Origin of the sequence: Nonomuraea sp. MTCD27 (assembly GCF_041950495.1) — a bacterium.
In the GTDB taxonomy this organism is placed as follows: domain Bacteria; phylum Actinomycetota; class Actinomycetes; order Streptosporangiales; family Streptosporangiaceae; genus Nonomuraea.
The window spans coordinates 1-11,769 of the sequence record NZ_JBGNUW010000034.1; the positions used below are offsets into that span (position 1 = coordinate 1).

Annotated in this window: 11 protein-coding genes and 2 pseudogenes; 9 read left to right on the plus strand and 4 right to left on the minus strand. The window is 68.4% G+C overall.

From position 1 onward, the window contains the following. Positions 1-134: 134 nt before the first annotated feature. The 3 genes from ACBJ59_RS56220 to ACBJ59_RS56230 all read left to right on the plus strand — a co-directional run bounded on the left by ACBJ59_RS56220 (position 135) and on the right by ACBJ59_RS56230 (position 2,276). On the plus strand, positions 135-845 hold the full coding sequence (locus tag ACBJ59_RS56220) for a Mu transposase C-terminal domain-containing protein (RefSeq protein ID WP_375118197.1): 711 nt from the start codon (positions 135-137) through the stop codon (positions 843-845). A gap of 191 nt (positions 846-1,036) precedes the next feature. Next, a complete protein-coding gene (locus tag ACBJ59_RS56225; RefSeq protein ID WP_375118198.1) occupies positions 1,037-1,825 on the plus strand; it encodes an AAA family ATPase in 789 nt (262 codons plus the stop codon). Between the two features lie 271 nt (positions 1,826-2,096). After that, the gene (locus tag ACBJ59_RS56230; RefSeq protein WP_375118199.1) at positions 2,097-2,276 is read left to right on the plus strand and encodes a hypothetical protein; all 180 of its coding nucleotides are present in this window, start codon (positions 2,097-2,099) and stop codon (positions 2,274-2,276) included. A gap of 47 nt (positions 2,277-2,323) precedes the next feature. Here the strand turns inward: ACBJ59_RS56230 and ACBJ59_RS56235 are convergent, their stop codons facing one another. The 3 genes from ACBJ59_RS56235 to ACBJ59_RS56245 all read right to left on the minus strand — a co-directional run bounded on the left by ACBJ59_RS56235 (position 2,324) and on the right by ACBJ59_RS56245 (position 5,334). Further along, positions 2,324-2,968: a hypothetical protein gene (locus ACBJ59_RS56235; protein WP_375118200.1), complete on the minus strand. Its 645-nt coding sequence runs from the start codon at positions 2,966-2,968 to the stop codon at positions 2,324-2,326. A gap of 112 nt (positions 2,969-3,080) precedes the next feature. After that, entirely contained in the window at positions 3,081-4,499 is a 1,419-nt protein-coding gene (locus ACBJ59_RS56240; RefSeq protein WP_375118201.1) for a multicopper oxidase family protein, read from the minus strand. Positions 4,500-4,971: 472 nt separating this feature from the next. Then, entirely contained in the window at positions 4,972-5,334 is a 363-nt protein-coding gene (locus ACBJ59_RS56245) for a pentapeptide repeat-containing protein (protein ID WP_375118202.1), read from the minus strand. Between ACBJ59_RS56245 and ACBJ59_RS56250 the strand changes: the two genes are divergently transcribed. The 3 genes and pseudogenes from ACBJ59_RS56250 to ACBJ59_RS56260 all read left to right on the plus strand — a co-directional run bounded on the left by ACBJ59_RS56250 (position 5,267) and on the right by ACBJ59_RS56260 (position 7,359). Beyond that, positions 5,267-5,770 (plus strand): transposase, encoded by a 504-nt coding sequence (locus ACBJ59_RS56250; RefSeq protein ID WP_375118203.1) that lies wholly within the window; start codon positions 5,267-5,269, stop codon positions 5,768-5,770. The genes ACBJ59_RS56245 and ACBJ59_RS56250 overlap by 68 nt on opposite strands. Then, positions 5,767-6,081 carry a hypothetical protein gene (locus ACBJ59_RS56255; RefSeq protein ID WP_375118204.1) on the plus strand — a complete coding sequence of 105 codons (315 nt, stop codon included), beginning with the start codon at positions 5,767-5,769 and terminating at the stop codon, positions 6,079-6,081. The genes ACBJ59_RS56250 and ACBJ59_RS56255 overlap by 4 nt, the downstream gene beginning before the upstream one ends. 437 nt (positions 6,082-6,518) lie before the next feature. Further along, positions 6,519-7,359 (plus strand): annotated as a pseudogene (locus ACBJ59_RS56260) (IS5 family transposase). Here the strand turns inward: ACBJ59_RS56260 and ACBJ59_RS56265 are convergent. Next, positions 7,356-7,931 (minus strand): site-specific integrase, encoded by a 576-nt coding sequence (locus tag ACBJ59_RS56265; protein ID WP_375118205.1) that lies wholly within the window; start codon positions 7,929-7,931, stop codon positions 7,356-7,358. The pseudogene ACBJ59_RS56260 and the gene ACBJ59_RS56265 sit on opposite strands and share 4 nt — an antisense overlap. Positions 7,932-8,265: 334 nt before the next feature. Between ACBJ59_RS56265 and ACBJ59_RS56270 the strand changes: the two are divergent. The 3 genes and pseudogenes from ACBJ59_RS56270 to ACBJ59_RS56280 all read left to right on the plus strand — a co-directional run. Continuing rightward, positions 8,266-8,448: pseudogene (locus tag ACBJ59_RS56270) on the plus strand (hypothetical protein); the annotation flags it as partial. Positions 8,449-8,600: 152 nt separating this feature from the next. Next, positions 8,601-10,931 (plus strand): LuxR C-terminal-related transcriptional regulator, encoded by a 2,331-nt coding sequence (locus tag ACBJ59_RS56275; RefSeq protein ID WP_375118206.1) that lies wholly within the window; start codon positions 8,601-8,603, stop codon positions 10,929-10,931. 71 nt (positions 10,932-11,002) lie between these two features. Next, entirely contained in the window at positions 11,003-11,695 is a 693-nt protein-coding gene (locus ACBJ59_RS56280) for an alpha/beta hydrolase (RefSeq protein WP_375118207.1), read from the plus strand. Positions 11,696-11,769: the final 74 nt, after the last annotated feature.

Sequence of the window (11,769 nt, forward strand, 5' to 3'; positions counted from 1 at the left end):
ACTGCTCACGCAGTAGATCACTGGAGAGCCGGGTACTCGGAGACGGGTCTGCCCGGTTCGGAGGGAGGCCGAACGGAAAAGGACCAGCCCATACAGGACTGGCACCTCACTGTTCGGCCGACCCTACGGAGACCATGAACCAGATGTGCCTGGCCCACCTGCCCGGCTACGCCCCCAAGGGCAGCAAGGACCGCGCCACCCAAGCCAAGCTCACCCTGTCCGAGCTCGACGCCGCGATCGGCCGGTTCATCCGCGAGGTCTACAACCTGCGCCCGCACTCCGAAACACGCCTCCCGCCGCAGGCCCGCTGGGAGGCCGGCGCGTTCATCCCGCGCATGCCCGACTCCCTGGAGCAGCTGGACCTGCTGCTGTGCACCGTCGCCAAACCGCGCAAGATCCACACCGACGGCATCCAGTTCCTGGCCCTGCGCTACATCGACCCGGTCCTGGCCGACTACGTCGGCGAACAGGTCACCATCCGCTACGACCCGCGCGACATCACCGAGATCCGCGTCTACCTGCGCCACCCCGACGGCACCGACGCCACCTTCCTGTGCCGGGCGATCTGCCCGGAACTGTCCGGCGAGACTGTCAGCCTCAAAGAGATCACCGCCGCGCGCAACGCCCGCCGCAAACAGCTGCGCGGCCGGCTCGCCACCCGCAGCACCGTGGTCGACACCCTGCTGGCCCTGCACGACGAACCGCTGCCCGCCGCCTACCCGGCCACGACCAGGCTGCGCCAGTGGGATACCTGCGATCAGGCCGGCCCTGCCACCACCCACGACGCAGGCGACACTCCTACCCCTGGTGACGGTCCGCGACTCAAACGCTACTGGAATGAGTGAGCGGCGCTCCGGCCGGAAAGACACCCGGCGTGGATGAGCCCGCTTCCCCAGGTGACAACCCGTCCGAACCCCACCCAGCCTCGCCCCCGATCAGCCCGCCCAGCGCGCCTGACCCCACGGCACGCGCCTACACCACCGACCGTCCCGCGCCTGGCCCCGCTCCGGCGAACCGATCCGAGCCGGCGCCGCTCATGGTGACCAAGGAGCACCGCAGATTCGGCGAGTTCGCCGAAGCCGTCCGCCGCAAGCGCTACATCGGCCTGTGCTACGGCGGCCCCGGCGTCGGCAAGACCGAATCCGCCCGCGCCTACACCCGCTGGGACCAACTCGCCCCGCACCTCAACGGGCAGGGATCGGCCGACGCGCCCGAGGCCGACGACGTCCTGGCCGTCCGCGCCGTCATGTACACCCCCAAGGTCCACAGCACCCCGGACAAACTCGACAAAGAGATCTCCCTGCTGTGCGACCGGCTCGGCCGCACCGTCGACCTCATGCTGCAGACCGGCCGAGGCAACGGCGACAACCCGCCGCCGGGAACCAGTTCCACCGGCGCCGAGCTCCTGATCGTGGATGAAGCCGACCGGCTCAAAACGGCCGGGCTCGAACAACTCCGCGATCACCACGACCGCACCGGCATCGGCGTGATCCTCATCGGCATGCCCGGCATCGAAAAGCACCTCGCCCGCTATCCCCAGCTCTACTCCCGGGTCGGCTTCATCCACCACTACAAGCCCCTGTCCATCGACGAACAGGCTCACGTCCTGGACCGCAAGTGGCCCCACCTGGGCCTTGGCGCGAGCGACGATTTCGCCACCACCGAGGCCATCGCCGCCATCACCCGCATCACCAGCGGCAATTTCCGCCTCATCACCCGCCTCGTCGACCAGATCGAACGTGTCCTGGAGATCAACCAGCTCACCACCGTGACCAAGGAAGTTGTCGAAGCCGCCCGCGAGAACCTGATCATCGGCGTCATGTGAGGTTCCCGCCGGTTCCGCCTCGAACCCGCGACCCACCACCCTGCACCGACCACCCTCGGCCCCGCCATGGCGGGGCCGTCCTCGTTCCGTTAAGAGATCACGTCTGGCCAAATAACGCCGGAGCCTCCGGCCATTTACCGCCGGAACTTACACCCAGGGACGCACGGGCCGTCCCCGGCTGGTTGCCCAGTTCAACGCCGCGCTGGGGCCCGATCATCTGATCAAGGAGGCGCGTGACCGGCTGTACGACTACTACAGCGGCCCGCACTACATGAACCTGCCGGCCGGCTTCGCCGACGGTGCGGTGGCGAGCATGCTCACCACACCCGGCCAGATCCGCGACACGGCCACCCAGATGGCGGACATCGGCGCCGACGAGGTCATGCTGTACTGCTGGGCCCCGGATGTGAGCCAGGTGGATCGTTTCGCCGGTGCGCTCGGCGGCACCTGAGGAATCGCCGACGGCATTGAGGCTCGTAGCGATCGCGGGCGGTGTGCTCAGCGGGGGATTGACGTGCTGCCGTGTGATCGCCTACGACAACCTTCGAGACATTCGGAGTCGGCCTCGTGCTCGCCGCGTCTGGGCTCATGGTCGTGGGCCGTGCCGAGCACGTTCACTGGCCTTGCTCGGGCACCATCGGCACCGCCCTCAAGGACTGCCATGGGGGTCGGGGACTGCTGCGGCACCGGCGGCTGAGTCGTATCAGAGGTGTGCTCGGGGTGGAGCTTGACGGGGTGGATCAGGATCGAGGTCGAGGCGCGACGCAGCAGCTCGACGTTCTTGAAGCCGGTTGCGTGGTCGATGGTGACTTTGACGCACTTGATGTGGACGTCGTGGTGTCCGGGCTCGGCGAAGCGGGAGATGGAGATGGCGTGCTTGCCGAAGCCGCGGTTGGAGAGGTTGACTCCTGCCTCGCGGAAGGAGCGCCAGGAGCCCTTCAGGGTGAACGCGGTGGAGCCGACCACTCCGCGGTTGGCGCGGGCGGGACATTTCATCAGGACGCGGAGAACGTCCCTCTGGTGCAGCACGCGTGGCATGACGCGGAAGGACGACAGTTTGCGCAGCGGCGACGGCGGCGGCCCGTTGTCGTGGCGGACGGCCGCAGCGGGAAGAGCCTGGACCGTCAGAAGGGCGATCGCCACCGCCGTGCATCTCACAGGCCGCACCTGCTCTCCCCCCGCCATCGTGATCAGGTCGTTTCATTGTGGTGGCCCGATCATGTCGGGGAACGGTGCCACGCCGCGTAACCCATGGTCAGCGGACAACTTCGAGGTTGGCCATCATGCCGTTGTCTTCGTGGTTGAGGATGTGGCAGTGGTAGGGGTACTTGCCGGTGAAGTTGCGGAATCTCATGCGGATGACGACTTGGCCGCGGGCGGGCAGTTGGACGGTGTCCTGCCAGCCGCGGAACGGGTACGGTCTGCCGTTGACGCTCATCAGCTGGAAGTCGTTGACGTGCACGTGGAAGGTGTGTTGTTCGTCGGCGACGTTGCGGACGACCCACTCCTCGGTGGTGTTGAGCTTGGCCCGTACGTCGATGCGGTCGGCGGCCCACTGTTTGCCGTTGATGTAGAACTGGCTGGTCTGGTCGTTCTCGGAGAAGGTGATGGTGCGCCGCTGGGCCAGGGGGTCGTGGCTCAGGTCGTCGATCTCGGCGAAGTCGGCCGGGAGGGCGGCCGGCCGCACAGGGTTGCCGGCGGAGTGCAGGGTGGCGAGCGTGGTCTGCGGGTAGTCGTCCCCGTCCGGGCCGGTGCTGTAGGCGGTGGTGATCAGCTGGGTCCGGCCGGGCGGAGGGCCTTGCACGAGGACGTCGTAGCGGCTGCCCGGTGGCAGGAGCAGCGCGTCGTCGCTCCAGGTGCGGTCGACCGGGTTGGCGTCCTGGGCCAGCACGGTGAAGCGGGCGCCCTGGAGTTGCACGTTGTAGGCGATGTCGGCGCCGATGTTGGCCAGGCGCCACAGCTGGGTCTCGCCGGGGCGGATGCCGATGATGGGGTTGACGAGTCCGTTCACGGTCCGGTTGGTGGGGGCGTTGCTGTCGATGTTGGCTGTGGGGATGACGCCGTTCTTGATCTGAACGTCCTTGAGCGCGATCAGCCGTTCGGTGATGCCGCGCAGGCCGGGCGGGAGGTAGCGCTTCAGGCCGTCGATGACGATCGCGCCGGACAGCCCGGCCAGCACCTGCGGCTCCGACAGCGGGTGCGCGTGCGAGTGGTACCAGTAGGTGCCGGGGGCGAGGTCCTCGCGCAGCCGATAGCTGTAGTGGTAGCTCTGTCCCGGCATGATGTGCAGGTAGATGTTGTCAGAATTGCCGCTCGGTGAGACGTGCCAGCCGTGAGTGTGCAGGTTGGTGTGCTCGCCCAGACGGTTGACCAGGGTCAGATCGAGCCGGTCGCCGGGCCGCAGGCGCAGGGTCGGCGGCATGTAGTGGCCGTTGTAGGTCATCGCCCGCACGTCCTGCCCGGCCAGCCGGACGGTGCGCCGCTCCACCACCAGCCGCACGCGCAGCAGGCCGTTGCTGCTCCTCAGCTCCTGCGGCTGGCGAAAGACCGGCTGAGCCCCCGCGGTCGGAGAGACCGGGCTGGCGGGCACGACCCGCATCGTGGCCGGGCCGGCGCAGCCCGTCGCCAGCACGAGCACCAGTCCCGACAAGGCGATGAAACGTGACAAGGACATGGCGCTCCTCCGACATGATGTGAGACGCCCGCGTCAATGCCCCGTGGGCCGCCCGCTCATACCCACCCGACCTGCATTTTCACCAAGATTGACCGGGCGCGGGTGGAGCGACTCAGAGCAGACGTGTAGGGGCGCACCAATCGCGCGTAGTGGGCAAGGCGGTCGCCGTGCCGGTCATGGGCGCGAGCCTCCGGCCGTGGGGTCGCCCCCGTAGCGGGCATTCGGGTTCGGCCGGCTCTTGGCGCCGGAGATGGTGCCCACCGCGACCGCAGCGTGACGGGCAGGCCAGTTCCTCATAGCCTGCGTCGGGCAGCCACACCAGGCCTCATACAGGTGCTCGGCGTCGCAGGGGCTGCCGCTCTCGTCGTCCACCTCGTCGCCGCGGATGAGCTCGCACGCCACGCCGTAGGCGGTGGCGCGGTCGACGGCGGCGCGCGCTTGGGCTAGTAGGATGGCGGCTCGCTGAGGAGCCCTATGTCAACCCCTCCGGCTCCGGGGATCCCTCGGGGGCCCCGCTCCCCGCCGCTGTCTCCCCCTCCGGGATGGCTGCCAGGCGCAGCGTCTGCCACCCGTCCGCCCCCGCCGCCACCCGCCAGCCGGGCGGCCACACCCGCATCACGTCAGCGGCCGCCGGCGCCACCCGCACATCCCCCAGCTCCGCGCTGTCCAGTCCCATCGCCCCGCCAAACGTGGCGCTGCCGGTGATGGTCGCCTCGGTGAAGTTGGCGTCGCCGGTGAAGGTCGCCCCGCCGAAGTAGGCGTCGCCGGTGAAGGTCACCACGCCGAACCCGGTGGCACCGATGAAGGTCGCCCCGCCGAACGAGGACGCCGCCAAGCGCGTGCCGGGCAGAAAACGCGGCCTGGCGGTAGACGTGCTGGGGCTGGTCATCGCCGTGGTCATGCTTGCCGCCTCGGCACATGAGAACACCGCCGGGATCGCCCTGCTGGACCGGGTCACCGCCACCACCGAGGGCACGGTGACCAAAGCGCTGGTCGACCAGGGCTTTAAGAACACGGTCGTCGCGCACGGCTCCGACCTGGGAATCGACGTCGAGATCATCGAACGCAACCCCGCCGGCAAGGGATTCGTCCCCCAGCCGAAACGATGGGTCGTCGAGCAGACATACGGCATCTTGATGTTCCACCGGCGTCTGGTCCGCGACTACGAGTACCTGCCGGCCAGTTCGGAATCGCGGGTGTATTGGGCGATGACGGACGTGATGTCCCGCCGCCTGACCCATGGTCCCACCCCGCCATGGCGGTGGACATGACCGAGCCCGACGTGCGCCAGCCCGACCCCGGCGCCTGGCTCCTGGACCGGATCGACGCCCGCGAGCGCTCTGTGACCTGCCAGATCGAGCAGACCCAGGCGGAGATCGACACGCTTACCGCGCGTCTGAACGACCTCAGCCAGGCGATCGAGCACCTGCGGATCAGCCGCAAGACCCTCCTCTCCCTCGCCGAAGAGGACCTCGCACTGATCGAGCCCGTCGCGCCGCCGCCACCTCTCCCCGACCATTCCCGCCTACCAGCAGATTCTCACCGTCTTCGGCGAGGTCGACGGCTCCCTGCGCGCCCGTGACCTGGCCCTGGCCATGGACCTGCCCCTGAGCCAGAACAACATCCAGAACGTCCGCGCCAAGCTCAAACGCCTGGCCGTCCGCGGCATCCTCGTCGAGACCGAGCCGGGATTGTTCACCCAGCCGCGCCCGTGACACGAACGGCAAGTCTCCGGCCAGCCGACCTACCCCAACCCCACCGACGAAAGGGACATCAGCTCGCGGAACGCACTCTGAGTGGGCGTTTAGGGATGGTTGGTTGGCGAATGCCCAGCTCTGTAGTCACAGCCTTTTGGGCTCTTTTCCCTGTCTGTGTAGTTTGTGTAGTCCTCATCGCCCATGCGAGCGACCATTTGATGATGAAATGGCGCTCAAATTCCGTCTGGTCTAGATAGGTGATAGACGCTCCCAGCCAGACGAAGTCTACTATCGATCACATCTCTCGGGTACAAGCTCCGCCATGAGCGAACGGAAGCCATACCCCAGCGACATATCCGACGCCCGCTGGGCCTTAATCGAGCCCACCTTGACCACCTGGCGCCAGGCCAGACTCGACCGTCGGCCCACCGGCCAGCCAGCCTCCGTCGAACTACGGGACGTCTTCAATGCGATTCTCTATGTCAACCGCACGGGAATTGCCTGGAAATACCTACCGCATGACTTCCCGTCGTACAACACCGTATACGCCTACTACGCGGCCTGGCGCGACGAAGGGATACTCGCCCAACTCAACTACGACCTGACCGGACTGGCCCGCGTCAAGGCCGGCCGCGAGCCCGAGCCGACCGCCTCCGTGATCGACACCCAGAGCGTCAAGACCTCCACCAACGTACCCCTGACAAGCCAGGGAACGGACGCCGCCAAGAAGATCATCGGCCGGAAGCGAGGCATCGTCACAGACGCGCTTGGCCTCCTACTCGCCGTCACCGTCACCGCCGCAAGCCTCTCCGAAAACGCCATAGGAATACAACTGCTCAACACCGTCAAGGAGACATACCCAACCATCACCAAAGCCTGGGTCGACACCGGATTCAAGAACGCAGCAGTCGAACATGGAGCCCGCCTCGGAATCGGACGTGCAAGTCGTCAACAGAAACCCCGACATCCGCGGCTTCCACGTCGTTAGAAGGCGCTGGGTAGTGGAACGCAGCCTCGGATGGCTTATGTTACGACGACGCCTAACCCGCGATTACGAAACTCTGCCCGCCAGCTCTGAAGCGATGATCTACATCGCCTCGATCGACAATCTCACCAAACGCATAACGGACGAGACCACCCCAACCTGGCGAGACACCTACTAGAACATAAGGCGCAATCTACTCAAATCAAACGCCCTCTGAACGGTGAGGATCCGCGGCAGCTTCTTGGGCGCCTTCAGCGCGATCGCCCGACGTCGTTGTGGCTTGCCCTTGCTGATGTGATGGAGAAAGGGCTTCCATGCCGTACTTCGGCGGCCCGCCGGCTGCCAGGTCGTCAGCAGCTCTCCCAGATCGACGCCGTGACGGGCGGCATGCTGATAGAACGCCGAGATCGCCGACAGCTTGCGGTTCACCGTGCTCTCCCCGCAGTGGTGTTCCACCGTCGGCAGGACCGTGACCTGCCCGTCGCGCGTATTGGGTGGCCGCCGTAGCCAGGCCACGAACTCCCCGACATCCTCCAGACGGACCTCGCGCCAGTCCAGCCCACGCTGCTCCAGATAGGTGAACCAGTCCTTCAGATCGTGGGCGTAGGCCTTGATCGTGTTCGGTGACCGTTCGATGTCGGTCAGATAGGCCAGATACCGCTCGATCGGCGGCACTGGGGCCGCGTCGTCACCCAGTACCGTCCACGATGTGACCCGCGAGGTAGGCACTGCCACCCGCTGAACATGCATCCGTACTCCAGGGGGATCTCCGTGATGGACGGGCGGTAGATAACCACATCCAGAGCGCAGGAGCGGGAGCCGAGCAGCCTTGTGGAGTACGTGAAGGACGCTGCTCAAGGAGCTAAAGATAACGAACGTTATCCCGCAACTCTGTCCGACCGGTAGGCGATGTGCATCCTCATCGGCGTCATGTGCAAGCTCCGCGCCCACGGCTGGGCGTAGGGTCAGATCCGTGAGTTCGATGTCGGGAGGGGAACCTCCTTTAGTCAACGCGCCGCTGATCTCTGATCCAGCCGGTTCGTTGATGGGACGCGAACGCGATCTCGCCCGGATCGGCGACTTCATGGACCAGGCTGCGATCCAGGGCGGCGCGTTCATGCTGTTGGGCGAGGCCGGGGTCGGCAAGTCCGTGATGCTGGAGGTCGCCGCGGCACGTGCGCTGGCGGCCGGACACACGCTGGTGCGCGCCTCCGGCTCCCAGTTCGAGGCCGAGGTGAGCTTCGCCGGCCTCCACCAGATCCTCCACCCGCTCCTGGCCGGCCTGCCACACCTGAACCCGGCGCACGAACGGGCCCTGAGCGTCGCTCTGGGGCTGGGGGACGGGGCCCCGCCCGGTCAGCTCCTGGTGGCCAACGCGGCTCTGCTGCTCCTGCGCCAGGCCACCGCCACACGTCCGCTGTGCTGGTCGTCGACGACATCGCGTGGCTGGACCGGGCCAGCGCCGCCGTGCTGGGCTTCGTGGCACGACGCCTCGCCGGCAGCCGGGCCGGGCTGCTCGCGGCGTCGCGCTCGGGCGAGGAGAGCTTCTTCGAACACGCCGTGCTGCCCGGGTACGAGTTGCAGCCGCTGACCGACGAGGATGCCGCAGCCCTGCTGAGAGCACGTTACCCGGCACTGGCACCGCGGGCGCGGCAGCGGCTGCTGGCCGACGCCCAGGGCAACCCGCTGGCCTTGCTGGAGTTGCCGGTGGCACTCGGTGACAGTCGACGGGCCTCCGGCGGCGCGCTGCCCCCGATCTTGCCACTCAGCGGGCGGCTGCAGGCGGTGTTCGCCGCTCGGATCAGGGATCTGCCCGCCGCCACGTTCAACCTGTTGCTGCTGGCCGCGCTGGACGGGACAGGCGACCTGACCGTCCTGCACGGGACGGACACGCTGTCCCCTGCGGAACGGGCCCGGCTGGTCCGGGTCGAGCAAGACAGGAGGCTGGTCTTCGGTCACCCCCTGATGGGCTCGGCGGTGGTGGAGATGTCGACGGGCGAGCAACGCCGCTCGGCACACCGACTGCTGGCCGAACGGCTCGCCGACCGGCCGGAACGCCGGGCCTGGCACCTGGCCGAGGCGGCAGAGGGCGCTGATGAGGAGGTCGCCGCCCTGCTCCAGGCCGTGGCGCACGCCAACCTGCGGCGCGGCGACGGCGTCCGCGCCATCACCCTGCTCTTGCGCGCGGCCGAGTTGAGTCCGGCCGACCCCGACCGGGCCGGACGGCTGGGTGAGGCCGCCTACCTCGGCGCGATCGTGAACGGTGACCTTCGGGACGCGCCGCACCTGCTGGAGCAGGCACGCCGGGCCGATCAGCGCGGCGAGTCGCTGGCCACCGCAGTCGCCGGCGCCTACCACCTGCTCAACGGCGACGGCGACGTGGACAGCGCGCACCGCCTGATGTCCGGTGCGATCGAGATGCTGCCCGATCCCGGTGACGCCCACAACAAGCCCCTCATCGAGGGGCTGTACACCCTGCTCATGGTGTGCTTCTTCGGCGGGCGAGCCGAGCTGTGGCAAGCCTTCCACCTGGCGATCGACCGGCTGCGGCCAGGGCCTCCGGAACTGCTGGACATCCTCGGCAAGACCTTCTCCGATCCGGCCCGCCTGGCGCCGCCGATGCTCGACCGGCTGGATGCCGTCATCGCGGGTCTGCATCAGGAGATCAGCCCGGCGCGTATCTCGCGCATCGGCATCGCCTGCGCCTACGTCGACCGGCTGGGACAGTGCCGCGACGGGTTGTGGCGGGTCATCGGCCACGGTCGCGAAGGCGGAGCGGTCACCTCGGCGATCGAGGCGCTGTTCCTGCTCGGTAACGACGCCTTCCTCGTGGGGCAGTGGGAGGAGCTGGAGCAGGTCGTCGACGAGGGCCTGGCATTGTGCGACAAGCACGGCTACCGGCTGCTGGCCTGGCCCGGGATCTACCTGCGGGCGATGCTGGCCGCCGCGCGAGGGCAGCAGGACACCGCCACGGAGCTGGCCGATCAGATGACCAGATGGGCGACGCCGCGCGGGGCCCGCGCGATTCAGCACTACGCCTGGCAGGTCAGAGCACTGACGGCCCTGGGCAGCGGTGATTTCGACGAGGCCTACCGGCAGGCGTCCGCCATCAGCCCGGCGGGGGTGCTGGCCCCGTACGTGCCGCATGCGTTGTGGACCGTCACCGACCTGGCCGAAGCCGCCTGGCGCAGCGGGCGCCGCGCTGAAGTGGCTGCTCATGCCGCCGCGGTGCGGCAGGCCGGGCTGGCCGTGATCTCGCCGCGGCTGACGATGGTCGCCGGTGCCTGCGCGGCCATGGCCGCCCCCGACGGCCGCTACGGCCGGCTGTTCGAGGCCGCCCTGGCCACCGCGGGCGCGGAGCGATGGCCGTTCGAGCGGGCCCGCCTGCAGCTCATCTACGGTGAACGCCTGCGCCGAGACAAAGCCACCGTCCGGGCCCGCACCCAGCTGGCCGCCGCGCTCGACACCTTCCGCAGCCTCAGCGCCGCACCGTGGACGGCCAGAGCGAGCACCGAACTGCGGGCCACCGGCCTGTCCATCGGGCCCGGCAGGGCCGCGGGGATGGCCGCACTCACCCCGCAGCAGCAGGAGATCGCCAAGCTCGCGGCGGCGGGGCTGACGAACAAGCAGATCGGCGAGCGGTTGTTCCTGTCCCCGCGTACCGTCGCCAATCACCTGTACCAGCTGTTCCCGAAGCTCGGTGTCACCTCCCGGGCCGCGCTCAGAGATGCGCTGAACCAAGTCAAATGACTCAATCGACACCTTCGCCCCGCGACCTAGCGTGAGTGCCCTCACGGTCTCATCGGCGAAGGAGCACAGCCATGACAATCCCGCGCATCGTCCTGGTCCACGGCGGGTTCGTGGACGGGTCCGGCTGGCAGAGCGTCTACCACCTGCTGAAGCAGGACGGCTACGACGTCGCCGTCGTGCAGAACCCGACCCTGTCGCTGGAGGGCGACGTCACCGCGACCCGGCAGGTCCTCGACGCCCAAGAAGGCCCGGTCGTCCTGGTGGGCCACTCCTACGGCGGAGTGGTCGTCACCGAGGCGGGCACGCACGACCAGGTGGCCGCCGTGGTCTACATCGCGGCCTTCGCCCCCGACAAGGGCGAGTCGGTCAACGCGCTGATCGCCGACCCGCCTCCCGGGGCGCCGGTCCCGCCGATCCTGCCGCCGGTGGACGGCTTTTTGTTCCTGGACCGCGAGAAGTTCCCCGCCTCGTTCGCCGCCGACCTGCCGGCCGAACAGGCCGCGTTCATGGCCGACTCCCAGGTTCCCTGGGGGGTGGACGCACTCGGCGGCGCGGTCGTCGAGCCGGCCTGGCGGCACAAGCCGAGCTGGTACCTGGTCGCGACCGAGGATCGGATGATCCCCCCGCCCGCCCAGCGGGCCATGGCCGAGCGAGCGGGCTCCACCGTGACCGAGACTGCCGGCAGTCACGCCGTCTACGTGTCCGACCCCGCCGCGGTGGCCGCGGTCATCCGCCAGGCCGCCACCGCCGTCTCCGTAGGTTGACCACGGTCCCGGCGCCCCGGCCGGGCGGGACGGGCGGGACGGCCGCCTCCGCCGCACCGTCGCCGGCGGCGTTC